The 24,924-nt window shown below is 42.1% G+C and carries 27 protein-coding genes; 14 read left to right on the top strand and 13 right to left on the bottom strand.

The window, feature by feature from the left end; all coding sequences use genetic code 11:
• Positions 1-98 precede the first annotated feature (98 nt).
• Positions 99-425, top strand: a complete 327-nt coding sequence (locus tag G414_RS0104530; protein WP_022791669.1) for an ArsR/SmtB family transcription factor — start codon at positions 99-101, stop codon at positions 423-425.
• A gap of 50 nt (positions 426-475) precedes the next feature.
• Here G414_RS0104530 and G414_RS0104525 read toward each other — a convergent pair whose 3' ends face one another.
• Both G414_RS0104525 and G414_RS0104520 read right to left on the bottom strand, forming a co-directional pair.
• The gene (locus G414_RS0104525; protein ID WP_022791668.1) at positions 476-1,210 is read right to left on the bottom strand and encodes an amino acid ABC transporter ATP-binding protein; all 735 of its coding nucleotides are present in this window, start codon (positions 1,208-1,210) and stop codon (positions 476-478) included.
• A gap of 14 nt (positions 1,211-1,224) precedes the next feature.
• Positions 1,225-1,917: an amino acid ABC transporter permease gene (locus tag G414_RS0104520; protein ID WP_022791667.1), complete on the bottom strand. Its 693-nt coding sequence runs from the start codon at positions 1,915-1,917 to the stop codon at positions 1,225-1,227.
• Positions 1,918-2,431: 514 nt separating this feature from the next.
• On the opposite strand from G414_RS0104520, the gene G414_RS0104515 reads away from it, so the two are divergent.
• The 3 genes from G414_RS0104515 to G414_RS0104505 all read left to right on the top strand — a co-directional run bounded on the left by G414_RS0104515 (position 2,432) and on the right by G414_RS0104505 (position 5,629).
• Positions 2,432-3,256, top strand: coding sequence for a transporter substrate-binding domain-containing protein (locus G414_RS0104515; RefSeq protein ID WP_022791666.1), 825 nt, complete (start codon positions 2,432-2,434; stop codon positions 3,254-3,256).
• Positions 3,257-3,350: 94 nt separating this feature from the next.
• Complete coding sequence (locus tag G414_RS0104510) at positions 3,351-4,247, top strand: prenyltransferase (protein ID WP_022791665.1); 897 nt, start codon at positions 3,351-3,353, stop codon at positions 4,245-4,247.
• Positions 4,248-4,504: 257 nt separating this feature from the next.
• Positions 4,505-5,629 (top strand): AI-2E family transporter, encoded by a 1,125-nt coding sequence (locus G414_RS0104505; RefSeq protein WP_022791664.1) that lies wholly within the window; start codon positions 4,505-4,507, stop codon positions 5,627-5,629.
• Positions 5,630-5,715: 86 nt separating this feature from the next.
• Here G414_RS0104505 and G414_RS0104500 read toward each other — a convergent pair whose 3' ends face one another.
• Together G414_RS0104500 and G414_RS0104495 are read right to left on the bottom strand one after the other, a co-directional pair.
• A complete protein-coding gene (locus tag G414_RS0104500) occupies positions 5,716-6,945 on the bottom strand; it encodes an ABC transporter permease (RefSeq protein WP_022791663.1) in 1,230 nt (409 codons plus the stop codon).
• On the bottom strand, positions 6,946-7,851 hold the full coding sequence (locus G414_RS0104495; protein ID WP_022791662.1) for an ABC transporter ATP-binding protein: 906 nt from the start codon (positions 7,849-7,851) through the stop codon (positions 6,946-6,948).
• Between the two features lie 251 nt (positions 7,852-8,102).
• Here G414_RS0104495 and G414_RS0104490 point away from each other — a divergent pair, with 251 nt between their 5' ends.
• The 4 genes from G414_RS0104490 (at position 8,103) to G414_RS0104475 (ending at position 11,564) form a co-directional block, all read left to right on the top strand.
• Positions 8,103-9,467, top strand: a complete 1,365-nt coding sequence (locus tag G414_RS0104490; RefSeq protein ID WP_022791661.1) for an amino acid permease — start codon at positions 8,103-8,105, stop codon at positions 9,465-9,467.
• A 109-nt stretch (positions 9,468-9,576) separates the two neighbouring features.
• Positions 9,577-10,476: an alpha/beta hydrolase gene (locus G414_RS0104485; protein ID WP_022791660.1), complete on the top strand. Its 900-nt coding sequence runs from the start codon at positions 9,577-9,579 to the stop codon at positions 10,474-10,476.
• Between the two features lie 12 nt (positions 10,477-10,488).
• Complete coding sequence (locus G414_RS0104480; protein ID WP_022791659.1) at positions 10,489-10,704, top strand: hypothetical protein; 216 nt, start codon at positions 10,489-10,491, stop codon at positions 10,702-10,704.
• Between the two features lie 32 nt (positions 10,705-10,736).
• Positions 10,737-11,564, top strand: a complete 828-nt coding sequence (locus tag G414_RS0104475) for a YihY/virulence factor BrkB family protein (RefSeq protein ID WP_022791658.1) — start codon at positions 10,737-10,739, stop codon at positions 11,562-11,564.
• Positions 11,565-11,611: 47 nt separating this feature from the next.
• On the opposite strand, the gene G414_RS0104470 is transcribed toward G414_RS0104475, so the two are convergent.
• On the bottom strand, positions 11,612-12,661 hold the full coding sequence (locus G414_RS0104470; protein ID WP_022791657.1) for a tRNA dihydrouridine synthase: 1,050 nt from the start codon (positions 12,659-12,661) through the stop codon (positions 11,612-11,614).
• Between the two features lie 478 nt (positions 12,662-13,139).
• On the opposite strand from G414_RS0104470, the gene G414_RS0104465 reads away from it, so the two are divergent.
• Positions 13,140-14,543 (top strand): APC family permease, encoded by a 1,404-nt coding sequence (locus tag G414_RS0104465; protein ID WP_022791656.1) that lies wholly within the window; start codon positions 13,140-13,142, stop codon positions 14,541-14,543.
• Positions 14,544-14,592: 49 nt separating this feature from the next.
• On the opposite strand, the gene G414_RS0104460 is transcribed toward G414_RS0104465, so the two are convergent.
• A complete protein-coding gene (locus tag G414_RS0104460; protein WP_022791655.1) occupies positions 14,593-16,467 on the bottom strand; it encodes an FAD/NAD(P)-binding protein in 1,875 nt (624 codons plus the stop codon).
• 9 nt (positions 16,468-16,476) lie between these two features.
• Positions 16,477-17,130 (bottom strand): NAD(P)H-hydrate epimerase, encoded by a 654-nt coding sequence (locus tag G414_RS0104455; RefSeq protein ID WP_022791654.1) that lies wholly within the window; start codon positions 17,128-17,130, stop codon positions 16,477-16,479.
• A 186-nt stretch (positions 17,131-17,316) separates the two neighbouring features.
• Between G414_RS0104455 and G414_RS0104450 the strand changes: the two genes are divergently transcribed.
• Both G414_RS0104450 and G414_RS07285 read left to right on the top strand, forming a co-directional pair.
• Positions 17,317-17,643, top strand: a complete 327-nt coding sequence (locus G414_RS0104450; protein WP_022791653.1) for a hypothetical protein — start codon at positions 17,317-17,319, stop codon at positions 17,641-17,643.
• A gap of 113 nt (positions 17,644-17,756) precedes the next feature.
• Complete coding sequence (locus G414_RS07285; RefSeq protein ID WP_022791652.1) at positions 17,757-18,485, top strand: MIP/aquaporin family protein; 729 nt, start codon at positions 17,757-17,759, stop codon at positions 18,483-18,485.
• 80 nt (positions 18,486-18,565) lie between these two features.
• Here the strand turns inward: G414_RS07285 and G414_RS0104440 are convergent, their stop codons facing one another.
• A complete protein-coding gene (locus G414_RS0104440) occupies positions 18,566-19,048 on the bottom strand; it encodes a phosphatidylglycerophosphatase A family protein (protein ID WP_022791651.1) in 483 nt (160 codons plus the stop codon).
• A gap of 41 nt (positions 19,049-19,089) precedes the next feature.
• Positions 19,090-20,001: an NADP-dependent oxidoreductase gene (locus G414_RS0104435; RefSeq protein WP_027694541.1), complete on the bottom strand. Its 912-nt coding sequence runs from the start codon at positions 19,999-20,001 to the stop codon at positions 19,090-19,092.
• Between the two features lie 156 nt (positions 20,002-20,157).
• On the opposite strand from G414_RS0104435, the gene G414_RS0104430 reads away from it, so the two are divergent.
• Positions 20,158-21,147 carry an asparaginase gene (locus G414_RS0104430; RefSeq protein ID WP_022791650.1) on the top strand — a complete coding sequence of 330 codons (990 nt, stop codon included), beginning with the start codon at positions 20,158-20,160 and terminating at the stop codon, positions 21,145-21,147.
• 44 nt (positions 21,148-21,191) lie between these two features.
• Positions 21,192-21,551, top strand: a complete 360-nt coding sequence (locus G414_RS0104425; RefSeq protein WP_022791649.1) for a YdbC family protein — start codon at positions 21,192-21,194, stop codon at positions 21,549-21,551.
• Positions 21,552-21,590: 39 nt separating this feature from the next.
• Here G414_RS0104425 and G414_RS0104420 read toward each other — a convergent pair whose 3' ends face one another.
• Complete coding sequence (locus G414_RS0104420) at positions 21,591-22,418, bottom strand: SPFH domain-containing protein (RefSeq protein ID WP_022791648.1); 828 nt, start codon at positions 22,416-22,418, stop codon at positions 21,591-21,593.
• Positions 22,419-22,422: 4 nt separating this feature from the next.
• Positions 22,423-22,650 carry a hypothetical protein gene (locus G414_RS07280; protein WP_022791647.1) on the bottom strand — a complete coding sequence of 76 codons (228 nt, stop codon included), beginning with the start codon at positions 22,648-22,650 and terminating at the stop codon, positions 22,423-22,425.
• Positions 22,651-22,955: 305 nt separating this feature from the next.
• On the opposite strand from G414_RS07280, the gene G414_RS0104410 reads away from it, so the two are divergent.
• The gene (locus G414_RS0104410; RefSeq protein ID WP_022791646.1) at positions 22,956-23,657 is read left to right on the top strand and encodes a hypothetical protein; all 702 of its coding nucleotides are present in this window, start codon (positions 22,956-22,958) and stop codon (positions 23,655-23,657) included.
• 49 nt (positions 23,658-23,706) lie between these two features.
• On the opposite strand, the gene G414_RS0104405 is transcribed toward G414_RS0104410, so the two are convergent.
• Both G414_RS0104405 and G414_RS0104400 read right to left on the bottom strand, forming a co-directional pair.
• Positions 23,707-24,261: a cysteine hydrolase family protein gene (locus G414_RS0104405; RefSeq protein ID WP_022791645.1), complete on the bottom strand. Its 555-nt coding sequence runs from the start codon at positions 24,259-24,261 to the stop codon at positions 23,707-23,709.
• Between the two features lie 13 nt (positions 24,262-24,274).
• Positions 24,275-24,655, bottom strand: a complete 381-nt coding sequence (locus G414_RS0104400) for a PaaI family thioesterase (RefSeq protein ID WP_022791644.1) — start codon at positions 24,653-24,655, stop codon at positions 24,275-24,277.
• Positions 24,656-24,924 lie beyond the last annotated feature (269 nt).

Raw genomic sequence — 24,924 nt, 5'->3', positions numbered from 1 at the left:
CTTCATGTGTAAATAGTATCATATGTGTTTATTAGGGACAAGGGTGGCTTTACATTTATGCTAAAATAAAGAAAAGCTAGTGTAGAAGAGGGGCTCGTATGGGTGAAAAAGTATCCTTATTGAAAGAAGCAGACTTAGCAGGGGCGCGTGATATATTTAAACTATTTAGTAATGGCACACGTTTACAGATATTGTATATCTTAGAACAAGAAGCGCTGAATGTGAGTCAGATTGTAGAGCGGCTAAACATGGAGCAGTCGGCGGTATCACATCAGCTAGCTTTACTGCGAGCAGGCCATTTAATTTCGACTCACCGTGAGGGAAAGGCAGTTTACTACCAATTGAATGATCCCCATGTGTTGGATATTCTTAATGAGGCCTTGGAGCATGCCGTACATGTGGCTAAAGATCGGGAAACAAATTAAAAAGCGGTTGGTATTTTAATACCAACCGCTTTTTGTTTCATGTGGAACATTTAGAATTTAAAGGCATTCAGGAATTTTTTGATTCGTTCATTAGGATGTTCAAAAAAGTCGTTGGGGCTACCATCGAAATCAATTCGCCCATCTTCTAAAAAGAGAATACGATCAGCTGCATAGCGGGCGAAGTCCATATTATGCGTAACTATAATCATAGATTCATTTTGTTCAGCCATTTTTTTGAGGATGCGAAGAATCTGGGCTTCGGTCTCAGGATCGAGTGCAGAGGTTGGCTCATCAAGTAGTAGGTAAGAAGGGTGCATGGCCAACGCACGTGCAATAGCAGCTCGTTGGGTTTGGCCTCCTGAAAGTTGATAGGGATAACGGTCGGCAGTTTCCCCGATTCCAACTGCCTCAAGTAAGTGGTGAGCTTCAGTAATCGCAACGTCTTTTTTTTGCTTTAAGACATGAATTGGTGCCTCGATCACATTGCCCAAAATGGTCAGTTGATTAAACATACCGGGTTGTTGGAAGACCATACCTGTTTTGCGTCGTACCCAAAGGGTCGTCGCGGTATCGATGTGTTCAGCAAAGTTAATGGTTCGTTCATCAATGGTGTAAAGGCCGGTTTGGGGACGTTCCAGTAAATTTAATGACCGTAAGAGGGTGGATTTTCCTGAACCGGAAGGACCAACAATAACGGTTGTCTCCTTTGGATTAAAGGTTACGTTAATATCCTTTAAAGCTTGGTGTTCACTGTAGGTTTTGTTAACATTTTCAAGTTTTAGCATAATTGGAACCTCACTTATTTAATAAAGCGGTCGGCCCAGCGTTGAATATAACGTTGGGGGAAGGAAAGAATTGTAACGAAGAGGGCGTAGATAGCCGCTACCAGCAAATACATTTGTAAGGGTTCAAAGTTTGCGGCAGCTAGTTGCTGTGAAAGGTAGAACATTTCGACGATGGTGACCACAGAGGCTAAAGAGGTATCTTTAATTAGTGAAATGAAGGAATTGGCTAGTGTGGGAATTGAAATTCGAGCAGCCTGGGGTACGATAATGAGACCAAAGGTTTGGCTATCAGTCATTCCCAATGCCTGTGCGGCTTCGCGTTGGGTAGCGGGGATGGAACTAATAGCTGCCCGGATTGCTTCGCTAGCATAGGCTCCGGTGTTTAGCGATAGAACCCAGATGGCAGCTGTCCAAGCAGACGGTTGCAACCAGCTAATTCCTAATTTAGGTAGACCATAAAAGGCAACGAATAACTGCACAAGCATGGGGGTTGACCGAAAAATCCAGACGTAAAAAATTAATAAACTTTGAAAAAGACGCCATAAGATCTTCTTGCTACCATCCACTTGAGGGCGGTAAGAACGCATGACGCCAACAAAAGCAGCAATGACCATAGCAATGACAAATGAGATTAGGGCTAAGGGAATAGTGTATTTAATGCCGGCCATAATAAGCTGAGGGGCGTAGGTTGCGATAAAATTCCACATAAAGAATCCTTTCTAAGATAGTTAAATAAAAAAACGCGCAAACCATCCATTGTCTGGGGAGGGTATGTGCGTTTAATACGTTTATTACTAAAAGTAGACCAAAATAGCCTAACGTACTAAACACGTTAGGGAACAGCAAAGTAAATTGACATTCTGCCGACTTTCGGTCATGATAAGCTCTTTTCCTTGTATATTTATTAACAATTATATTTTTTTACCTAGTAAAAGGCAAGGGAAAATAACAATTTAATGATAAAAAATAAGTATTTTAAATTGTTAATAGCTGTGGTAAGCTTAAACCGTATTTTTGGGAGATACAAACAAAACGTAAGTAACCATGGTTTGTTCATGTATCTGGACCATTTTTGGAGGGCTTTGTGTTATGATGACGAACTTACAATTTGCGCACCGATGTTACCCGACGGGGCTGGCTTGTAGTTGTTAGCCTGAGATTAGCGGTTAAGGAGTAGCAGAGCGTTAAGTTAAAAAAGATTAATGGAGTGTGATAGTGAATATGAACAAGTGGATGAAAGGCGCACTAGGTGTTGTTGCAGCGGGTGCCATTATTGGTGTGGGAATCAGTTTGTTTAATCATCAGACGGATGGTGAAAAAACAAAAGGATCAGGCTATGTTAAAGAACTTAAGACGCCTGGTAAATTAACAATTGGTTTAGAAGGTAATTATGCCCCCTTTTCGTATAAGAATAAGCAGGGGAAATTAGTTGGTTATGACGTTGACGTAGCCAAGGCGGTGGCCAAAGAATTAAAGTTAAAGCCGGTTTTTGTTGAGACAAAATTTGATTCCTTAGTGGCTGGTTTAGATGCTAACAAGTATGATGTGGTGTTTAATGATATGGGTGAAACCCCAGAACGTCGTGAGCACTATACTTTTGGTAGCCAATATCTCTACTCGCAATCAGTTATGATTGTTCGAAAGGATTCAACGATTAAAACCATTAAGGATATTAATGGTAAGCGGGCAGCTCAAACAACATCTTCTAATTATGGTAAGGCGGCACAAAAGGCAGGAGCTAAAATTGTTGGTACACCTGGCTTTGCTGAAGGTTTAGATTTGATTAGCGCTGGTAAAGCTGACGTGATGTTGAATGCTGATGATGCTTGGAGTATCTTTGTAAAGAAGCATCCTAAGACTAATCTCAAGGCGATTCCAACTAAGGATGTTGATGCTACGGGAGCGGCACCTATGTTGAACAAACAAGATAAAGCCTTAGCAAAAGCAATTTCTAAGGCTGAACAAAAATTAGCAGAACAAGGAACCCTTCGTAAATTATCTGAACAATACTTTGGTAAAGATTTGACGACTAAGCTTGAAAATTAAATTCTTCTGTAAAAGAGCAAGGCAGCTGATGTCCTTGCTCTTTTTTACTGCTATGATAGATCTTTAGTACGATAGATAACGTGAGAGGTGAATAATGACAGTAAAAAGTTTGTTGAAGTTTGTTGAAATACAATCTCTGGTTGCAAGTTTGCTTCCATTAATTTTGGCTAATTTATATAGCCTGAACAGTTACCATCAGTTTAATTGGCTACTGGCATTGGCCTTTGCAACTGTCGCCTTTGCTTTACAAATGGGGGTGAATGTTTGGAATAATTTACAAGACTTTAAGCATGCCCAAAGTGATGATTGGAAAAACGGGGTTAATAACATTATCGGATCCGCGGGGATTACAGAAGGGCAAGCTTATCTTGTTTTGTTTATCTTGGTATTTTTTGCTGGTAGTGTAGGGCTTTGGTTAGTTAGTCAAACAGGTTGGCCCTTACTCATCATGGGGGTAATTGGCTTTGTAGTTGCCTATTGGTATGCTGGGACGCCTTGGCCCTTATCACGAACGCCCTTTGGTGAACTAGCATCGGGACTAACCATGGGTTATCTAATCTTCTTAGCTGGGGTTTATGTTAATGTTGCGCCTTCTTTTAGCCTATCCATGGCTTTAAAGGCAATGTTGGCTTCAGCTGTGGCTTGGTTTGCCATTGCCGATATTATGTTGGCCAATAACATTGGCGATTATGAAGAAGATTTAGCAGAAGGTCGACACACCTTACCTAGCTATTTGGGAAAGGCAAGGGCAGTGAAATTATTTGGTTGGATTTATGTTATGGGGTATGGATTGTTGATTATTGCGGTCTTACTGCGGGTGCTCCCATGGCCGGCATTAATTGCTCTACTATCTATACCAATTGTATATAAAAACACAGGACGCTTCCAGGCGGATCCGGCCAAGGGACACAATTTTATTCAAGCAATCCGTAATGCACTTGTTATTTCAATTTTCCTAGCGCTAGGGCTGGGATTGGCATTGTGTTTATAAATTTTAATAGGTAGGTAGCCAAGTTCATGATGAACTTGGCTATTTTTTTGTTTTTAGCATAGGAAAGAGGGAGCAAAAGGAATATCTACATGTGGGAAAAGCCTGTGGAAAACTTGTGAATAACTTGTTCGCATAACAGTTGTAACTAGTTAAGTTAAACCTAATCAATAAGTGAAAAGTTTCACTTGGCTTTGCAGAGCCTTTTTAGAGCCCTGTCTATGCTATAATGACTGTATTGAGAAACTTGGAGGAAGTACATGCAACAGTTAAAAGGGTCACGAATCTTTTTTTGGACGATTGAACTGCTAGCGGCAGCAGCATTAGTGTGGGTATTATCGCAACTAGCTTTTATCATGAATCCAATTGGACAATTTATTGGAGCGGTTTTTGTACCATTACTGGTATCTGGTTTTTTATATTATTTGATGAATCCATTGGTTGAACTTTTACAAAAAATCCATATGGGTAATCGTTATCTTCCCCGGGGCGTTGGTATTGCAATTGTAATGATATTTTTCGTATCGATTATTGCAGTAGGCTTACTAACCCTGCTCCCTAATTTAGCGAATCAGTTAGCTAAAATTATGGCTAGTACGCCACAGTTTGTGCAGGATGCGCAGGAGTGGTTACGACAGCTTAGCCGGTCACGCTGGGTGCAAGAATACGGTAGTCAAATCGATTTTAATAAATTACAACAGCAGATTGAAAAGTATGGCGGTTCGATGGTGATGAATACAGCGACCGGATTTGGCTCGGTAGTTGGTACGTTAACGTCGGTAACCATGTCAGCAATTACGATTCCGATTATGACCATCTATATGTTGTCAGATGGGAATAAGCTGTCTCCCTTCTTACAACGCTTATTTTCGGATAAGAATCAGGATAATATTGCAGGCTTACTTAGTAGTTTGAATAAAACCTTGTCCCAGTATATTAGTGGCCAGGCAATTGAGATGATCTTTGTGGGGGTTTGTACGACGATTGGCTATACGTTGATTGGGCAAAACTATGCTCTCTTATTAGGATTCGTGGCTGGCCTGACGAATTTAATTCCTTATGTTGGGCCATATATTGGCTACATACCAGCTGTCTTTGTTGCCTTTACCCAAAGTCCTTTACAAGCCCTGTGGGTGACGATTGTCGTATTAATTGTTCAGCAGATTGATGGTAATATTTTATATCCTAAGATTATCGGTTCTACTTTAAATATTCATCCGCTAACGATATTGGTTATTTTGTTAGCTGCTGGTAATATTGCTGGGATTGCTGGAATGATTTTAGCCGTTCCTTTTTATGCAGTAGTCCGCACAATTGTGATTTACGCATATCAAATCTGGCAGGTTGAACGCCAAGCACATAAACAAAAATCAATTATGGAATAGATAAAGGTAATCAAAAAGCCCGCAAGTGTTGAAGCTTGCGGGCTTTTTATTTTTACAATCGGCAGCGTTAATTAAATTGACAGTGCCTAATTTTTTTTGAAGAGATTTAAGAAGGTTGCAAAGGCAGCTTTACTTAAGTTGCCTTCTTGGTAGGTTAAGACGTTTCGTGTATATAAGCGTAGTCCGTAGTAGGCAAGCAAGACTAGGGTGATAACTGCAATGGCTAAGGAAAGCCAGGCTTGCAACGGACTAGCATAGTTTAAGGCTAAGCGGGCCGGCATAAGGGATTGACTTTCGAAAGGAAGAAAGGAGAGTACCGTAATTAGACCGTTGTGGGCCTGTCCATTGACCATGAAAGTTAGAGCATAGCTCACCAGGGCTAGGGTCGTAACCGGTGTAACGGCCTGTTGCACCTGGCTTAAATCGTTTACCATGGCTGCCACAATCGCTGTTAATACCATATAAAGGAAAATGGTAATAAGCACCATTAGGAGGGTGAAGATCAAAAAAGTGGGATCAAGATTACTAAATTGATTCTTTGCACGAATTAAGAACTCATTGTTAGGGAAACACATAAAGGCTATGCTACCAAGAATTAGATAAATACTGGCGTGCAGAAGGGCTAACAAACCAATTCCGCCTAATTTTCCGAAGAATTGCACTGCTGGCGAGCTGGCAGCCAATAAAATTTCCATAATGCGGGAAGATTTTTCATTGGCAATTTCGTTAGCAATTAGCCCAACATAGTAGGTTAGGAAGAAAAAGATGACAATAGCTAAAACGGAGGTTAAGGCATAGTTTGCCGATTGATTATCCTTTTTCGCCTGACCTTGATTATTTAAAACTTGAGTGTCAATAGTTACGGGTTCAGTTAGATGAGTTACCTGCTGGGGAGATAAGTGTAAAGCTGTAGCCCGCTGCAAAAAGGTATAATCTTGTAGTAAGGTTCTGAGATGTTGATCATCAAGGTCTTCGGTTTTGGCCCCCTTTATTAGTTGATAACGGCCTTTGTTGGTTGTTAAATAAGCGGCAATTTTTTCCTGGTGTAAGGATTTTTTAGTTGCTGTTAGGTCGTCACTCGATTTGATGTGTAAGTCGAGTTGCTTTTGTTCCTTTAGGTAGTGGCTCAGAGCTGGTTGATTAACAATAGTCATGGTTGGTGTCTTTTGTTGGTTGCCCATATTTAAGATAAAAAATACTGCAGCTACTGCTAGGACTGAAAGGGCGGGCATTAACACAAGGGACCAATAGCCAACGCTTTTTAAGCGCTGGGTGAAGGTATGGTGAATGACCAGCCAAAGTTGCTTCCAAAACATTTAAAGACCTCCTTGGTTATTTGTGCTAGCTTTTTCTCTGAAAATTGCATCTAAGGTTGGTGGCTCCTGGGCAAAGACGGGGATGTAACCTTTGGCAGTAGCCAATTTAAAAATGGTCTCACCAACTTTGGCGTCAGCTAAATGAATTTGTCGGCCAGCGCCACGTGGCACAATGGAGAGTATGCCTGGAATTTTGGCTAAGCTGGCGGTTTCGATAGGAGCTTCCAGATAAAGTTCCGTGCGACCAAATTGGGCACGAATATCGGTCGGCCGGCCTTGCAAGACTGTACGGCCGGCTTTAAGCATGGTGATTTGGTCTGATAATTGTTCGACACCGGCCATATCGTGTGAACTAAAAAGAATCATGGAACCTTGGTCTTGTAAACGCTTGATTTCTTGCATCATTAAGGCAGTATTGACGGGATCAAGGCCCGAAAAAGGCTCATCTAGAATCAGGAAGTTTGGTTCGAAGATAATTGTAGAAATGAGTTGAATCTTCTGTGCGTTTCCTTTAGATAAAGTTTGCACTTTATCAGTTACCTTCCCAACTACTGCTAAGCGTTTCATTAATTCGGTTAATTTTCTTTTGGCATCATATTTTGACATGCCATGCAGTTGGGCAAAGTAGAGTACTTGCTGCTCAATAGTCTGTTTTTGATAAAGGCCGCGTTCTTCTGGTAAAAAGCCAATTTGTGTCCGCCTGGTAGTTGAGATTGGAGCTTGATCCCAACTGATAGTACCGGAGCTTGGTTGGATAAAATTTAAAATCATACGGAAGGTCGTGGTCTTTCCAGCACCATTTTGACCAATTAAGCCCATTACTTCCCCTGGGGCTAAGGTCATCGTTAAATCATCTAAGGCGATTTTGTCGTTAAAGCGTTTCGTGAGATGGCTGATGTCAATCATAAAAGCTCCTTTTAAAAGTATAGTTTGTGTATTCATTTACCCTAGGTGTTAGTATAGCAAAAAATGAGTTATAGGAAAATGCTTAATGGCAGTAACTAATCTACAACTATTAAAAAAGCATGAGATTTTTAGGGGGCTAATTGCCAAGACAAGGAAAGATTTTATATAATTGCAGCTAAACAAATATTATGGTTGCTTTATAAATTTAAGCAGTCACCAAATAAAACACGAAGCAGAAAGCGAGGCTGAATATGTCAGCACAGCAGGATGGAGCAAGTCAGAACTTGGAGCGGGGCTTAAGTGGGCGACACGTTGAGATGATTGCCCTGGGAGGTACCATTGGAACTGGTTTATTCCTGGGGGCTGGAAAGTCGATTAGTACGGCCGGTCCAGCAATTTTATTTATTTACATTATCACCGGTCTCTTCATGTTTTGGATGATGAGAGCCTTGGGAGAACTACTGTTAACAAATCCTGATGAACCGACCTTTGTGGCTTTCATCGAAAAGTACTTAGGCCAAAGAACGGGATTTGTAATTGGTTGGACTTATTGGTTGGGTTGGATCACCATTGCAATGGCTGAGTTAACAGCGATCGGAACTTATATGAAGTTTTGGTTTCCTAAAACACCAGCTTGGATTTGGGAATTAGCCTTTTTAGGTGTTCTTTTTGCAATTAACGTGATTGCTGTGGGTGCCTTTGGCGAAACTGAGTTTTGGTTTGCGATGATTAAAATAATTGCGATCTTGGCCATGATTGTAACAGGCATTGTGATGATCTTAATGCACACCAAAACATCAGCCGGGGTAACTTCTTTAAGTAATCTTTGGCAGTATGGACTAGTAGCTGACCATGGGCATAATTTGCTGTCAGCCTTTCAAATGGTCTTTTTTGCCTTTTTAGGAATTGAGTTTGTTGGAATGACTGCAGCAGAAGCTAAGGACCCAGATAAGGTGATTCCTAAAGCGATTAATTCCATTATTATGCGGATTTTAATTTTTTATGTTGGTGCTTTAATGGCAATTATGAGTATTCAACCTTGGACTAATTATAGTGCGCATCAATCTCCCTTTGTGCAAGTGTTCGCTGGTATCGGCATTACGGCTGCTGCGGGGATTATTAACTTTGTTGTGTTGACCGCAGCTGCCTCTTCATTAAATAGTGCCTTGTTTACGACAGGTAGAATGCTATTTTCGTTAAATAGCGCGTCTGATCGTTCAGAACAAAATGCATTAGGGCGCCTTAATAAGCGTAATTTACCAATGAATGCTATTATTCTTTCAACCTTATTCATTGGCCTGGCTGTCGTAATTAATTATTTATTACCAGCTAGTGCGTTTGAGGTCATCACATCAGTTGCTTCAGCGACCTTTGTGGTTATTTATGCGGTGTTGATCATTGCCCATTTGATGTACCGTAAGTCTAATGATTTTAAACAAGGACAGCACCAATATTTGATGCCAGGAGCTCCTTATACAGATTATCTTACCTTAACCTTCTTAATAGGTATTTTTATGATTTTGCTTTTCACTAAGGAGACCCAGGCAACGGCTGTATTAGCTTTGGTTTGGTTTGCCATTATGTTTGGTTGGACCTTTCGCTCGAATAAAAAATAATGGTTAAAAAGGAGACCCACTGATTAAATCAGTGGGTCTCCTTTTTTGCATAGTAATTACCAGGCGAATGTTTTACACTTAGTTTAGTAATTATATGGAGGTAGAGTTGATGACGGGACGTTTTATTGATCAAAAATATGTCAGACAGGATATTCCAGCTGAGGATATTGAACGGCAATGGCATGATATTAGCTATATGCCAGGTGACCATCATCAACTGGATATTTTTTTACCAAATGAAGGTCAAGGCCCTTTTCCTGTCATTGTTGATTTGTATGGTGGTGGATTGTATCGTGGACGGCGCGGATCATTTAAACTAGCCCCGGCGATGGCTTTATTACGACAATATGGGTATGCCATTGTTAGTCCAGATTATTCACTGCTCTGGCAGGCAGATTATCCAACGCAAATCTATGAAGTTAAAGCTGCCTTACGTTATTTGCACGCCCAGGGGGCACAATATCAGCTAGATGTAGACCGAATGGCGTTGATGGGTGAATCTTCCGGAGCACAATTAGCGGTCACGGTAGCTGCGACAGAGAATGTGGGCAAAATGGAAAAGCGTGATTTTGGCCTGTATCCACAAGTATCAGAAAAGGTGAAGGCTGTGATTGCCATGTATGGGCCTTATGAGTTTGATAAATTCAAAGAGCAGTTTGCTAGTTCAGGAGTAAAGCCAAAGTTTGCGGAGACGGGAACAGCTACTTCCTTTGAAGGTTTGTTATTTAAAGGTCAGGCACCTAAAGATGTACCTGATTTGGTGCAAAAAGTTAATCCAGCAACCTACTTTGCCCCAGGGATGCCCCCTATTTTAGCTTTTGCCGGTAAAGCAGATCCAGTTGTTCCCTACCAGCAAACAGTTAATATGATGGCGGCTGCGCGTAAAGTATTGGGTGCTGCTAAAACACCATATTACTTAGTGCCAAATGGGGTGCATGGCATTAAAGATTATATGTCACCAGAATATACGAAGATTAAAGCTGCCTTTTTGAAAAAATGGCTTAATTAACAGGAGAACATTATGATAGGTGGATTTAGTCGCTCTATTTTCCATGCACAACCAGGGCAATTACTAACATCGCTAGTAATTGATGCGCTATTTTTGTTTTTAATTGGACCAACGTCCGGCTGGGCAACGGCTGTTTATATTATCTTTTTACCAGGGTTCGATTTAGTTTCAGCAGTTGCTAGTTTCTGGAATTATGTGAAGGATTATCGGGCGGGTAAGCTTAATTAGTTTCATGTGAAACAGTAGAGAAGGATTTAAAAATGATCAAAACAGCCAAAAAGGCGATGTCAAAGTGGCACTTACCGCAGTTACTCATGTATTTTAAACGAGCAAATATTAGTATGGTGGGACCAACCATTGCCTATTATACTTTCCTATCTTTAGTTCCCTTGGTTATGAGTATTGGCGCGGTTGCTGGCCTAGTTGGTGTTAATTCAAGTGAGATCAATCGCTTTTTAGCTAGTCAATTGCCGGCCAACGTGGCGCATGTGTTAGTTCCACTGGTAGCATCAATTTTAAAAGGGGGCGTAGGGGTTCTATCTTTTACTGTTGTAATCACCCTCTGGAGTGCTAGTAGTATTTTAGCGACCATTCGGCAAGTGTTTAACCAAGTATATGATGTGGAAGATGAAGAAAATGGGTTAATTACCAGAATTTTGAGCTTTATTTGGATGCTGGTGCTTTTAACCGCAGCTTTAGTGATTATTATAGCTAGTTCGTTCCTACCAACTGTGGTGGATGCCTTACCTGTTTCGGTACCTTTTTTAGGGGCTGTCGCAAAGCAGGCCTGGTTATATGCAGGCTTAGCTCTGTTTGTTTTATTATCGCTCTTCAATTTTCTGCTCCCGGTCATTAAGCAGTCTTGGCGCGCGGTCGTAACCGGGTCAATTATCGAAATTATATTATTATTGGTCGTTAATTCAGTCTTTGGCTTTTATGCACAGTTTGCTTTGAAAAATGTCGGCTTTTATCAATCCTTAGGGTCTTTAGTGGTTTTGTTAATTTACTTCAATTTAATGGCGTCGGTCTTAGTTTTGGGGCAAGTCTGCATTGCCTGGTTGGGTACGTTCAAGCGCTTTGAAAAATAGACCCATGCAAAAAACGTTCAAGATAATTATCTTGAACGTTTTTTGTTTTAATCTAATTTTTGCTCTTGTTTGGCCTGCCACTGTTGATCAAAAGTATCAAGAATTTGACGGGCATCATCAGTAGAGTTAGTGTCCATTAAGGCAATTCTCAAGTCAGAAGCGTAGGAAAAATTACGAACGTAAATTTTAAAGAAACGCTTGAGCTTTTGAAAATTAGAAGGCCAGAAGTTCGTGACAAAGTCATCGTGAAGGTCCAATTGCATTCGGAGTAAATTAAGCGAATCGGTTAGCGTATGCTCAGTCGGCGTATCTGAAAAGGCATAAGGATTTTCAAAAATACCACGACCAATCATGATACCATCCAAACCTGGATGTGCCTTAGCTAATGCGAGTCCCTGAGCACGATCTTTGATATCCCCATTAATTTGAATGAGCGTATGCGGGGCAATGGCGTCACGCATTTTTAGAATATCATCGATATATTCAAAATGCGCAGGAACCTTAGACATTTCTTTCCGACTACGTAAATGAATCGTCAAGACTTCAATATCTTGTTCTAAGAGTAAGGGTAGCCATTCTTTGTAAGTCTCTACACGGTTAAACCCTAATCGCGTTTTAACAGATACCGGAAGTCCAGCTGTTTTGGCTGCTGCAATGAGAGCAGGAACTTTTTCTGCATGGCGAATCAAATCTGAACCGCCACCATTTTTAATGACAGTTGAGTCTGGGCACCCCATGTTAATATCCAATGCTTCAAAGCCACGCTCTTTCAGATCAATACTTCCTAATTCAAAGTCAATTGGTCGATCACCCCATAATTGGGCAATGGGAATAGATGCTTCTTCAGGCACGAAGCATAGTCGGCCTTGAACAGTGAACTTGGCCTTAGGATGGGAAATGCTGCGAGCGTTAGTGAATTCCGTGTAAAATGCTTCAGGAGCGGCAGCGGCAGCGACCACGCGTCGAAAGACAGTATCGGTGACGGCCTCCATTGGGGCAAGAGTGAAGAAAGGCAACTGGTCAAGACCAGCCACCTGCGGATGCTTTTGGGCAGCATCGATAATATGTTGCCAGTAAGCTGATTTTGCTTTAGTCATGGGTATCCTTTCTACTAGGTCTGTTATTTAGTATAACTAATAGCTGTAAAATGGTTAAAGGCTACTCTCTAATATAACCATAATTGATTGACCTTTCAACTGAGTAGGATTAAAAGACTGGGTTACAGTACACAAGAGAATTGATGACAAAGACTTACTGCCACTTAAATGAGAGAATGATAAAATTCTTGACCTGTTCACTTATTCTGCGTAGAATTATGGCATTATCCAGGGTGATTAACGAAGCAGTTATTAGCCTTATGAGCGAATGGGTTGGAGATGATCTTGTATAAGGTATCGTGTCCGGTCAGCCTTGCAACAGGGTTTGTTCTTATCTTAGTAGATAGTTCAAGACCATGAGGCAGGTCAACTTGGGTTGATTAAAAATGATTAAGATTGGATTGTGGTGACTGCTAGCAGGTCGGTTGGTCTCTAGATTAGTCTTGAGACTGAAGACTTTACAAGAGGGGGAGTGGGTATGAAATTGTTACAGCGAATGTTTAAAAAAGAATCACTAGCGAATTATTTAAAAACCGATGGGGCTTTTAAAAAGACATTAGGGGCTAAGGACTTACTAGGATTAGGCGTTGGTGCTGTTATTGGTGCAGGTATATTTATCCTGCCAGGAACGGTTGCGGCCACCACTGCTGGTCCAGCAGTTACGTTGAGTTTTCTCTTAGCTGCAGCCGTTTCTGCCTTAGTGGCGATGGCTTATTCTGAAGTTGCCTCAACCTTGCCGGTGGCCGGCTCAGCTTATTCTTATGGAAATATTATTTTTGGTGAAGTAGTTGGTTGGATTTTAGGTTGGGCACTCATTTTAGAATACTTTTTGGCTGTTGCGGCTGTATCAACTGGCTGGGCTGCCTACTTTACCAGTCTGGTAGCTCCTGTATTCAGCTTGCCCAAGGCTTTGTCAGGACCATTTAACCCAGCCCAGGGCACCTACATAAATATAATTGCTGTACTTATCATCGTTATTGTGGCGGCTCTATTAAGCAGAGGGATGAAGGAATCTAAGTATTTTCAAAATGCCATGGTTTTATTGAAAATTGCGATTATTATACTTTTTATTGTCGTTGGTGCTTTTTATATTAAACAGAGTAACTACCAACCCTTTATCCCGGCCCGGCATGCTGGAGCATTTGGCTGGCAAGGAGTGTTGACTGGTACATCCTTGGTCTTCTTTGCCTTCTTGGGCTTTGACGCTCTATCATCTTCAGCGGCGGAAGTCAAAAATCCTAAACGTAATATGCCCTTGGGAATTATTGGTACCCTAGTTATTGCCGGGCTGTTATATAGTTTAGTTGCCCTGGTGTTAACCGGAATGGTTCATTATACAAAGTTAAATGTTGCCGACCCAGTTGCCTATGCTTTAAATGCAGTGGGGCAAAGGGGGATATTCTTGGTTGTTTCCTTGGGTGCCCTGGTCGGGATGTTTACGATGATTTATACGATGGTTTATGCGTCATCACGTTTGGTTTATGCGATTGGTCGGGATGGTTTGCTTCCTGGTAATTTAGGTAAGTTAAACGTGAATGGCGAGCCATCGAGGGCCTTAGGAGTGGCTACGGTGGTCATTGCCACCTTTGGCGGACTAGTACCATTAGAGCGGTTAGTTGATTTAGTTAATATGGGAACCCTTTTAGCCTTTTTTGTAGTTTCCTTAGGGGTGCTCCCCTTGCGTAAACGGGCGGACTTAAGTAACAATGGCTACCATATGCCTGGTTATCCAATTTTACCGCTAGTGTCAGCGGGACTCTCTCTCTTTATGATTAGTCAACTACACAGTGAAACGTTGGTTGTAGCAGCCATTTGGTTTGGCCTGGGATTAGTCATTTACCTAGCTTACGGTATGAAACATTCTAAATTAAATATGGATTGATTGAAATCAAAAGGGAGACTGAACATGTGTTCAGTCTCCCTTTTTTGACTTATGACTTATGACGTTCCTGGGTAAAAATGTTATGTGCAATATGTTCAGCATCATTTAAGGCCTTATCGTCAGCGTCAGGACGAGGCGCCGAGGTAGTAAACCAATTCCAACCCTCAGTTGGAATCCCCCAAACATATAAAGCAGGAACAGGCCTTCCGCTTGTTGTTAAGGCTTGTAGGGTCGTACGGTCATTAAAAGCTGCATTTAGTGAAAGGCTAGGATAACCAGCCGTTTTAACAGTAGCAGGATTGATGAGTGAAGCTGCTTGTAGTTGTACTAAGAGTTCATCTTTTGTTTGAGATAGACCCTGCCCGGGCAACCGTGCTTCAATCAAATTAGGAGCAAACCACTGATGGTGATAAATATCTTCAATCATAAAGTTATTTTCACGACCGATGCTAGCTTGGACTTGGGGACCGGTAATAGTTAGGATACCAGCCTGCATTAGAGCGCTCATTTGTTCCATTCGTAAGAGTGGTGGCCCAACAGCAATAAAATTATTTAAGGGGCTAAAGTCTGTTAAGAACTTTTGATAGTCTGTGGGGGTGAAGTAACCATCAGCCAAATAGTGACGGATTTGATTACGCAGATCACGTAGAATATCGAAGGCTCCTGCATAAGGTGCAGATAGGTTACCTAGTTTGGCGTCATGAATATCCCATTTTAAATACTTAATTAAAAAATTAGTATAAGATTGATCCGCTGTTACGGACTGATTGGGCGCCATAACCTTTTCCCAATCCATTAATTCTGCGGGTGGAAAGGCATAGGCCTGGGCTGTCGCCTCTAAATCGTTGCTTTCTTTGAGGGCGGTTACAAATTGGGCACTAGCAAAGGGAAAAGTTTGGCTAAGATCATTTACTACATTACGGTAGTATTTGTAGCTAAGTTCCTGCCGTACCAAATGCATAAAGTCATCATAAGGGACATAACCTTGGTGCGATTGAGCGAGGGCCTTCATGCGAACTGGAGTGAGGAAATGAGGTTGTAAACGTTGGGTATTCTGTTTTTGATTAATCCCACGTGCATGAGGTGGCAAACCCCGTCTGGAGCCAGCAATTAAGTGGGGTTCTAAGCCTGATGGTTGGTAAACCAGGGATTGGTCTGCATTACGCGTAAAGCGACCACCACGACCAACCGTCAAAGCAATCATATAGTCAAAAAAGCTAAGCCCAAGCCCGCGGATTAAAACATCCTCCTTGGCGGGAATTAAAGCCAAGGGAGCATCACTTGGGTGCATAGGTGGTAGATAATGTCGATCTGCCTCAGTTTTAGCCAAGGCAGTAAAGGTCGCTTCAAGGTCATTGGGCCGTGCTGCAAGATGACCAGGGGTCAAGACAACATAATCGGCCTTTAACTGTTGACCATTTGCTAACGTTAGTTGATAACCATGGTCTTTATCAGGTATCAGTTGAGTTACTATATTATGGGTGACGGTAATATCAGCAGGTGTTGCCTGGCTGGTAGTTAAAACTTGTTCAAAGAACCACTGGGCATAGACCCCAAATAAACCACGTGATGTGTAGTTATTAGGCGTTAGCCGACTCAATTCATTTAAAAAGTCTGATTGGTGCTCAAAGTGGTGGTGTTGTAAATAGTGCTCGGCCTCTTGGCTGGCCCAATCATACAAATTTGGACCAGTTAAACCTGGAAATTCTTTTTGAATGGTGGCATCAGTAAATAGGGTCAATTGTGACGCAATGGTGTTTGCCAAAAAAAGGGGATTTTGATTAGTTTGCCAAACGTGACCCCCAATGGGATAGGGATCAATTAGATGAATATGGCTGGTAATGCCCGTGTGTTGTGCATAGGCAACGAGACGTTCGGTGAGGACTAAGTTGCGGGGTCCAGCACCAATAAGTACGATTTGCATGTTCTTCTCCTAGCTATTGCTAATAGGTGTTAATTGTTCAGGCTTATAGATGCCAATATCTTTGACGTAGATATCACCAGCACGTTTAAGACCTTCATTTTTCAATAGGCCTGTTTTAGGGTAGCCGAAAGTCACGGTTGCTTCGGCCCGGATTGAAGATCCAAGGATTTCGCCGGTAGTAGCATTAAGACCGGAAGGCACATCCACGGATACGACAGGGATGTTAGCGGCATTAACTCGTTTAATGACTTCGCCCAACTTGGTTGGCACGGGTTTGGTTAGGCCAATGCCAAATAGGGCATCAATAATGACGGTATAGTTTCGAAAGTCGCGAACGCGATGTTGTACCGGCAGACCATAAGCACGGGCTATGTTTAATTGGGTCACGGTATTGGGGGCTGCTCGTTTTTCATCACCAAGAACTAAGAGGTCGCCACGAATTCCTTTTTGCATAAGCAAGCGGGCAATGGCAATCCCGTCTCCACCATTGTTGCCCAGCCCTGCAATCACCAGGACGTTGCTCAGGTCAAATTTACCGGCGGCCATGACCTCGATTACCGCTAAGGCTGTGCGTTCCATGAGGACTAGTGAGGGCATGCCGATTGTATCTACGGTATACCGATCTAGCTTTTGCATTTCTTGTGCTGTGACTGCTTCTACCATTTAAAAGGAACTCCTTATATAAAGTTTGGCTTAATTACGTTCATTATAAGCGCATTCTGAATTATGGACAAATATTAGTACCTGGGGCCGGCGGCTAAAGAGCCGGAAAAGCATGATAGAAGACTTTATAATTAGTCTAAGCACTGATACAATAAGGGATAAAGCTAATTAAGGAGGAGGGGACTAATGGATCGACTGGCTGAAACGATTGATGAATTACGGGATCAAGTGATTGTCATGCAGGCCCATGGGTTTGATGTGACCGAAGATGATTTAATCAAAGATACACTTAAACGCGGTTTTCAAGCAATTGTCGATGAACAAGCGGATGGCAGTTACTTTACTGTTCGTTGGGATTCAGACTTTCATAACTTACAAGTCTTGAATTTTGACGATTCCATTATGGGCGAAGCAAAACCTAATGCCAAAGACTACATGGAACAATTCAAGCAGGATTCAGATAGTGTTTGGGATAATCTTAATGATGCGGCTGTTGCAGCGCTAGGTAGATAGTTTAGAAAGACTTAAAGCTTCCCCTTTAAGGTTATTTAATTGTAAAGGGTGTTGTATAGTGTCTTGTATAGGATACTTTAGTTATAGATGTTTTTTATTGGAGGAATTATTTGATGCAAAATTTACGAGTTTATCTCGCTGAGTTTTTTGGCACGATGATGTTTGTAGCCCTTGGAACTGGTACATTAGTATTTGTTGGCTTACAAGCTAGTCCATTACCAGTGGCCTTTGCCTTTGGATTTGCAGCCCTGGCTGTTATGTATACCTTTGGCCGTGTATCTGGCGCTAACATTAACCCAGCAGTTTCCTTGGCCATGGCACTGAACAAGCGTATGTCATGGACACGTTTCCTAGGTTACTTTGCTTCACAAATCTTGGGTGCTCTAGCAGGTTCAGCTGTTGTTTGGGGCTTGATGATGGCTTTCCAAGCTAAGAAGACGGCAATTGCGCAGATTGGTTTTGGTCAGACAATTTACCAATCACCTATTAATGGCTTGAGTGCAACCTTAATTGAGTTATTCTTGACCTTTGTCTTAGTCTTGGTTGTCTTGATGGTGACATCAAAGCAATTTGGTGATCAACGGATGGCGCCTTTGGCAATTTCAGCTACTGTGATTGCACTAATGTTGATTGGTCTTCAAATTACTGGTGCTTCAATGAACCCTGCACGTTCATTAGCTCCAGCCTTGTTTGCAGCCTTTTATGGTAACGTTGGTCCTTTGACCCAGTTTGGTGTTTACTTGATTGGACCAATGGTAGGAGCCGTCTTAGCAGCTTTGGTTGCCAAGTTTATGGGTTCAGAACCAGTTGAAGAAGTTGAGATTGACGTTGTTGAAGATTAATTAAGTAAGTTAAAAGGGCCGGCTACCAATTTGGTAGCCGGCCCTTTTTTGTAGATTATATTTAGCGTAAGCAAGCGATTTTAGTCGTGGGCAATCCGGGCTTCAGCTGCGGCAACAATAGCCGCGGCCAAGTCATCGATGAAGGTGTTGACGCGACCGCCTTCCTTTTGGCTATCATTAAGCTGCCCGATAATGCCGGGTTTAGTACGGTCTAAGAAGCCAAAATTAGTCCAGGAGATGGTGCCATAAATGCCCAAAATCGACATAACTAATTGTTCATCAATACCATACGTTCCTTGGTCTTCTGACACACGTGTCTGCAGGGGCTCAGGCAATTGGCCAGCATTAGCCAGTTCATCTAAGGCTAGGCCAGTCATAATGGCGTCTTGGGCCTCTGTTTTATGAAGAACGTGTTCAATCGCATCGCGAGCCCTTGCAGCATCTAAATCAGGAACGTGATCTTTTTGACTTTCCACCACAAGAGGGACGAGCGAGTCTATGCTAACCCCGTGGTCTTTTAGATTGTTCACGACTGTTTGATAATAATCTTTAGTAGCAGGCATAAAATTACTCCTTATTTTAGTTGGTTTAATAGCAGTTTTGTTTAAAATGTTAAGACTAGTTTACCATGACTGCTGTCTTCTCGTAATGCAGTGTGCATCTGGCGAACCGTCTGTTCATTAAAGGGGGCAATGGTATCAATTCGAATCATAAAGTTTTCTTTTACGATATCTTGGTATAATTTTTCTAGCAAGGGACCACCTTTTGGCTTTAGCCAAGTTTGGGCGGCGTCGATTGGAAAGGTTGCAATTGTTGCCTCATCATAACTTGTCAAATTACGTAATTTGCCACCTTTTTTCAATAGTCTGGCTGATTGAATGGCAGTTTTACCGCCAATGGGATCTAAGACGGCATCAAAGTTACTCAGATGTTGGGCGTAATCTTGATGATAATCGATTGGTGTGGCTCCCAATTTTTCAATTAGGGAAAAGTCACGGGGATTAGCAGTTGCGTAAACATGGGCGCCTAAGAGTTTGGCTTCCTGAATTGCAATCGTACCAACTGCGCCGGCACCTCCTTGAATCAAAATTTTTTGCTGAGCTTTTAGGTCTAGGTCATCATGAATCAGTTGGTATCCGGTGGCACCACTGACCGCTACCGCTACTGCCTGGCTATCATTTAATTCGGGTGGCACCAGTGCCAGGGCGCTGGCCGGAACAGCCACATATTCGGCGTATGTTTGGAGATAACGATTAGCAGCTACACGGTCGCCGATCTTAAAATCAGTAACTTCACTACCAATGGCGGTAATTGTGCCCATGACGCTAGAACCAGGAATCACGGGCAGGGACTTTTGATAGGGCATTTGGCCTGCGACGAATTTAACATCATAAGGTTCAATAGCAACAGCATGAGTTTCAATTAAAACCTGTTTGGGTTTTATAGTTGGACGGTTAACAGTCGCCGTATTAAGTTGGCTAACAGGTCCAAATGACCTTAGTTGGATGGCTTGCATAGTATAATAGTGCCTCCTACTTTTAATTTATAATCCTAATCTTTAGTGTAAAAAAACTGGTTAAGGCCAGTTTACCACTTGATTGATTCAAGAGCTGACAAATAACGGTTATATGCGATAATAAGAAAGATGGACATATAGACAGGGGATGATAGAATGCAGGAGATTTTAGTATTAACAACTGGTGGTACAATTGCATCACGTGAAACTGAAAATGGACTGGCACCTGGATTATCTGATGAGGTTATTATCAGTTATTTTGGTGAGCAACCAGCAGTGAATTTATCTGTGGAGCGGATGATGAACAAAGATTCATCAAATATGCAACCAGAGGATTGGTTGCGCTTAGCCGAAAAGTTAAAGGCCGAGCGGGCGGCTTATGATGCGTTCATTATTACCCACGGGACGGATACCATGGCGTATACGGCAGCGGGACTATCTTATTTGTTAAATGATTTTGATCGCCCGATTGTTTTAACTGGTTCGCAAGTACCTTTGGAAATTGACGGGACGGATGCTGTTCGTAATTTGCATGATGCTTTAACCTTTGCTAGTCAAACGACCTTGGCGGGAGTTTATCTCGTTTTTAATGGATTAGTCATGGCGGGCACGCGGGCCATTAAAACAAAAACGAAAAGTTATGATGCTTTTGAAAGTATTAATTATCCTTATATTGCCAGTGTTCAGGATGGCGTTTTACATCAGCACTTTACTCCTAAAGTGAATGATAAGGTCTTAGTTAGTGAATTGGCCTTAGATCCTAATATCTTTGTATTAAAGGCATTTCCTGGGATGTCGGTTGAGTTATTTGACTATCTAGCTGACCATGTTCATGGTGTTATCATTGAAAGTTTTGGTAATGGGGGGCTACCCTTTGAGGGACGTAATGTAGTGCCAGGTATTCAAAAATTGACGGCGGCCGGCATCCCTGTTATTATCACCACCCAGATCTTAGAAGAAGGACAAGATATTTATCTGTATGAAGTTGGTAAACGGGTGGCTGATGCTGGTGGGATACCAGTGGGCGATATGAATACAGAGGCTGTAGTCGCCAAGTTAATGTGGGTCTTAGCACAAACGAGAAACCGAGATACGGTCCGCGTGATGATGCAGACACCGATTGCGCATGACTTGGATTTTGTTTAACTGAGCGGGTAAGATAGATGTTTCTCACCTAGAGGAGGGGTTTGATGGCCGATTTAAAATTTGAAATTTTAGAAGAGTTTGGTACTTTAGCGACGAGTAAAAGTGGTTGGGAACTACAACTTAATTTTGTTAAGTGGGGAGCCAATCAACCTAAATTTGACTTGAGAACGTGGTCCCCTGATCATAAGAAGATGGGTAAGGGGATTACCCTGACTCATGATGAATTAGTCAATTTAGACCAGGTGATTGATAAAGTGTTGGCTCCTGAAGCGGCTATAACAGCTGTTGAGGAAGCAGTGGACCAGGATGATAGTCCTTTGGCGGGTGAAGAAGATTTAGACCAGGGTAATCAAGCTAATGGCTCAGCAGAAAGGCCTAAATGGCATAAACTGACAGACATTTAAAAAAACGACCAGTTTACGAACTGGTCGTTTTTTGTATGCTTAATGATTCGTTTGTTCACCAGTTGAAAATAATTTTCCAAAGGCCGGAATTTGGCCTAATTGGTAATTTTGTTCACCATTGAGTACGATGGTGTTTGCTGGACCGTTAGCAAGTTTACCAAAGGCTTCAATGGATTGATGTTGAAAGTAGGCTGGCGTAACCTCGTTGAGGGCGGTTTGTAGGACCTCAATTCGATATTGCTCAGCGTCTGCCCTGAGTTTAGTGGCTTGTGCTTCTGCTTTAGCAGTTGACATAATGGCATCGTTTTTAGCCTTAATCGTTAAATTAATCGATTGGGCTTCACCTTCAGCCTTGGCAATGGCAGCTACCCGTTCACGATCAGCTGTCAATTGCTTGTCCATGGCTTCTTGAATTGATTTGCTAGGCGTGAGTTCATCGATATTGACCCGGTCTACATTGATTCCGTAAATATTAGTTAAGTCGCCAATCGCATCGGCTAGTTTAGCGTTGATTTCAGAAGTTGAACCGAGGGCTTGGTTGAGGTCCATCGTTCCGATGATATCTCGTAGGTGTCCGCGGACTAATTGAGCCATTGATTCAACAGAATCAGTATTTTCATACATATAATTAGGCGCATTGGTTACGTGGTAGTTCAAGGTAACACTCACCTGAACATCAGCGTTATCCTTTGTAATCACTGAGTAGTTTGGTAAGGCTAAGGGGGTCATGGCTAAAGAAACGGTGCGAATTTTTTGTATTAAGGGGATGTAGAATTGCAATCCTGATTGTACTTCGTGTTGATACTTACCAAGCATTTCCTTTAGACCAACATGATTTTGCGAGACAATTTTAATACCAAAGGGCATAGGGTTACTCCTTTACTTGATAGGGGCTGAGAATTAAGCGGTTTCCCTCGGTGGCAGAAACGATATAATGATTTGCTCGTTTGGCCTTTGAGGAAGTGACAATAGTAAAACGATAATATATTCCAGACACTTTAACAAGGTGAGCCTTAAAATCAAGGGCATCTTGAGAAACAATCTGATGTAAGATCCATTGATCTTCAAAAGTTTTAGTTGGATGCTGCTGGTTGGGCATATTAAGAATCCCGCTTTCTTAGTAGGTTGTTATCTGTGACAAGTTAACAAGTAGGTTAAATAATGGCCTAAGAGAACCCTTTTTGTATTAGTAAAGGGCGGTGACAGTTTAGTAGATTAAAGGTAAAGGATAAGTTAACAAACACGCAAGCATGCTCATTGTTTTTAGGATAGGGGTTGAACTATGAAATAAAGCTTAGAATGATGCATAAAATTCAAGTACACACTGGCTTGTTTTTCACACCCGAATTGCCTATGCTATGAAACATCAATCAATGAGCGAGTCAGCCTAGGGAGGGCAAGGAGATGCGGTTATTAGTGTTAGATTGTCCGCGTGAACAGAGTCAGCGGTTGCCAAATGGTAATAAGCTGGCCCAGGCCTGTCAAAAATTACAAGTAGACGTTATTGTAGCCCTGAATGTGTGTCAGCACGTTCAGGCTGGACGGGCCCATGATTTTGGGCCAGTAGCCTTACCAAATGATGGTATATCATGTGTCTATCAGGATAACCTAGCATTTCATCTCTACCAAGCCTTGTTTCAGCAAAAGAATGAGTGGTCATGGGGATATGGAGCTAGTTATTTACATGTTGATTACCAACTTGGGGTTGGCTTCTTGCAACGTACAAGTAATTGTCGGATGTGGACTCGTAAAATTTCAACGACGGTTAAATTACATGTGATTGACAGCCCTGCGATGATTTGTGCTGTGGTTGTGAATCCAATCCAGGAACCGTTGACGCAAGCGATAGTCGATCGCGTTCACGACTTATTGCGAGCACAAATAAAACCTATTTATCTGATCACGAGTAGGCACTTGGAGTCAAAATTGGTGAAACTAGGTTGGCAGTCTGGGCTGAAACTGGTACAGCAAACGACAGATTTGTGGTCACTAGAACAAACGGTTTTTGTAGATTTTGGTGCGCCAGTTGCGAGCATGCAACCCTTAACCAAGAGCTTAAGCTTTCCTGTGACAGAAATGAATGGACTGCTAATGGAGGTTCACTAGTAAGCATTTTGTCATGTTCACTAGCTGTGACAAGCTAGTGAAAGTAACTCTATACACTAGGCGTGACCGTCGCACCCAGTGCGTTTTTAAAGTGGCCAAGGGCCCAGGTATGCCCAGCCGGAGAAAAGCTAGCCACAGCATCAGCATGGATGGTTAATTGATAATCAAGATTATAAGCATCAATTGCAGTGTGTAAGACACAGATATCGGTGCAAACACCAGTTAAATGCAAATCGGTAATATGCCGAGAACGTAAATAATTATCTAAATTGCTATTAGCAAAACTACTATAACGGTTTTTAGGATAGGCCCACACATTTTCAGCTTGGCGGTACTGATGGTACCAGTCAGCTAAAGGACCATAAAATGCTCGACCTGGTGTCCCTGCGAGGTTGTGTGGAGGGAAGAGACTGGTTTCTGGGTGATAAGGATCGTTAGCTTGGTGTAAGTCGGTGGGTAAGATAACGGCATCGCCCCTTTGGTAAAACTCAGTTGCTAAGTCAATAATGCGAGGAGCGATTGTCTGACCTGGTAGACCACAAGTTAACGCACCATCTGGCGCTACGAAGTCATTAGTATAGTCGATGATTAATAAGGCCTTCATAAGGATAATCCTTTCAGTTGGTTGTTTGGTTAGCTAGTGTAACCGTCGCAAAAGCAGTTAAAACATGGCCCGGTAACTGATAAATGTCTACTTGCCAGACCTGTAAGCGCTGACCAATCTTGATGGGCTCAGCACTTGCAAGCAATTCACCATGCCGAGCACTAGCAAGATAATGGATTTGTAGATCGGCGCCGACACTTACCTGGTTCAGCCCACGTTCCTCTAAAGCCGCATTGGCACCGAGACTAGCTGCATGTTCTGCTAGGACAGCATTAATACCACCATGTAGGAGACCATAGGGTTGCTTAAGTTGGTCACTTATCGTTAAAGATAAGGTGACCTTGCTGGGTGACACGGTTTGGACTTTTATACCAAGGAGTTCACTAAGACTCATAAAATTCTTCCCTTCTTAATTGGATAAGCGGTTACATATCTATATTTTACGCTGTTTAAAAAGGACACGTAAAGGTTTGGTAGTAGGGTGATCAATATTGCTTTCCCTTTGAACTATATATACAGTGAAGTAACGGTAGGTCGGGTTCGGAGCTACCTCATAAGTTTATCTTTCGCTATATAACCTGGAACAAAAGATTCTATTAATCTAATCAGCTGGTAAAATAAACATTCTAAAATAGGTAGTGGCTGATCGGATTGAGCGCTTTG

It is taken from the genome of Weissella halotolerans DSM 20190, assembly GCF_000420365.1.
GTDB classification, from domain to species: Bacteria; Bacillota; Bacilli; order Lactobacillales; family Lactobacillaceae; genus Weissella; species Weissella halotolerans.
The sequence above is the reverse complement of the archived record's forward strand: the minus strand, read 5'-3'. Positions and strand labels throughout refer to the sequence as shown.

What these genes read in the sequence shown, in the direction of transcription:
- G414_RS0104500 (WP_022791663.1), bottom strand. Translation starts at nt 6,945, where the DNA reads ATGTTTTGGAAGCAACTTTGGCTGGTCATTCACCATACCTTCACCCAG.
- G414_RS0104400 (WP_022791644.1), bottom strand. Translation starts at nt 24,655, where the DNA reads ATGAGTCTTAGTGAACTCCTTGGTATAAAAGTCCAAACCGTGTCACCC.
- G414_RS0104515 (WP_022791666.1), top strand. Translation starts at nt 2,432, where the DNA reads ATGAACAAGTGGATGAAAGGCGCACTAGGTGTTGTTGCAGCGGGTGCC.
- G414_RS0104425 (WP_022791649.1), top strand. Translation starts at nt 21,192, where the DNA reads ATGGCCGATTTAAAATTTGAAATTTTAGAAGAGTTTGGTACTTTAGCG.
- G414_RS0104455 (WP_022791654.1), bottom strand. Translation starts at nt 17,130, where the DNA reads ATGGTAGAAGCAGTCACAGCACAAGAAATGCAAAAGCTAGATCGGTAT.
- G414_RS0104420 (WP_022791648.1), bottom strand. Translation starts at nt 22,418, where the DNA reads ATGCCCTTTGGTATTAAAATTGTCTCGCAAAATCATGTTGGTCTAAAG.
- G414_RS0104495 (WP_022791662.1), bottom strand. Translation starts at nt 7,851, where the DNA reads ATGATTGACATCAGCCATCTCACGAAACGCTTTAACGACAAAATCGCC.
- G414_RS0104475 (WP_022791658.1), top strand. Translation starts at nt 10,737, where the DNA reads ATGATCAAAACAGCCAAAAAGGCGATGTCAAAGTGGCACTTACCGCAG.
- G414_RS0104460 (WP_022791655.1), bottom strand. Translation starts at nt 16,467, where the DNA reads ATGCAAATCGTACTTATTGGTGCTGGACCCCGCAACTTAGTCCTCACC.
- G414_RS0104530 (WP_022791669.1), top strand. Translation starts at nt 99, where the DNA reads ATGGGTGAAAAAGTATCCTTATTGAAAGAAGCAGACTTAGCAGGGGCG.
- G414_RS0104520 (WP_022791667.1), bottom strand. Translation starts at nt 1,917, where the DNA reads ATGTGGAATTTTATCGCAACCTACGCCCCTCAGCTTATTATGGCCGGC.
- G414_RS0104485 (WP_022791660.1), top strand. Translation starts at nt 9,577, where the DNA reads ATGACGGGACGTTTTATTGATCAAAAATATGTCAGACAGGATATTCCA.
- G414_RS0104490 (WP_022791661.1), top strand. Translation starts at nt 8,103, where the DNA reads ATGTCAGCACAGCAGGATGGAGCAAGTCAGAACTTGGAGCGGGGCTTA.
- G414_RS0104435 (WP_027694541.1), bottom strand. Translation starts at nt 20,001, where the DNA reads ATGCAAGCCATCCAACTAAGGTCATTTGGACCTGTTAGCCAACTTAAT.
- G414_RS0104440 (WP_022791651.1), bottom strand. Translation starts at nt 19,048, where the DNA reads ATGCCTGCTACTAAAGATTATTATCAAACAGTCGTGAACAATCTAAAA.
- G414_RS0104450 (WP_022791653.1), top strand. Translation starts at nt 17,317, where the DNA reads ATGGATCGACTGGCTGAAACGATTGATGAATTACGGGATCAAGTGATT.
- G414_RS0104525 (WP_022791668.1), bottom strand. Translation starts at nt 1,210, where the DNA reads ATGCTAAAACTTGAAAATGTTAACAAAACCTACAGTGAACACCAAGCT.
- G414_RS0104480 (WP_022791659.1), top strand. Translation starts at nt 10,489, where the DNA reads ATGATAGGTGGATTTAGTCGCTCTATTTTCCATGCACAACCAGGGCAA.
- G414_RS0104430 (WP_022791650.1), top strand. Translation starts at nt 20,158, where the DNA reads ATGCAGGAGATTTTAGTATTAACAACTGGTGGTACAATTGCATCACGT.
- G414_RS07285 (WP_022791652.1), top strand. Translation starts at nt 17,757, where the DNA reads ATGCAAAATTTACGAGTTTATCTCGCTGAGTTTTTTGGCACGATGATG.
- G414_RS0104505 (WP_022791664.1), top strand. Translation starts at nt 4,505, where the DNA reads ATGCAACAGTTAAAAGGGTCACGAATCTTTTTTTGGACGATTGAACTG.
- G414_RS0104470 (WP_022791657.1), bottom strand. Translation starts at nt 12,661, where the DNA reads ATGACTAAAGCAAAATCAGCTTACTGGCAACATATTATCGATGCTGCC.
- G414_RS0104405 (WP_022791645.1), bottom strand. Translation starts at nt 24,261, where the DNA reads ATGAAGGCCTTATTAATCATCGACTATACTAATGACTTCGTAGCGCCA.
- G414_RS0104410 (WP_022791646.1), top strand. Translation starts at nt 22,956, where the DNA reads ATGCGGTTATTAGTGTTAGATTGTCCGCGTGAACAGAGTCAGCGGTTG.
- G414_RS07280 (WP_022791647.1), bottom strand. Translation starts at nt 22,650, where the DNA reads ATGCCCAACCAGCAGCATCCAACTAAAACTTTTGAAGATCAATGGATC.
- G414_RS0104510 (WP_022791665.1), top strand. Translation starts at nt 3,351, where the DNA reads ATGACAGTAAAAAGTTTGTTGAAGTTTGTTGAAATACAATCTCTGGTT.
- G414_RS0104465 (WP_022791656.1), top strand. Translation starts at nt 13,140, where the DNA reads ATGAAATTGTTACAGCGAATGTTTAAAAAAGAATCACTAGCGAATTAT.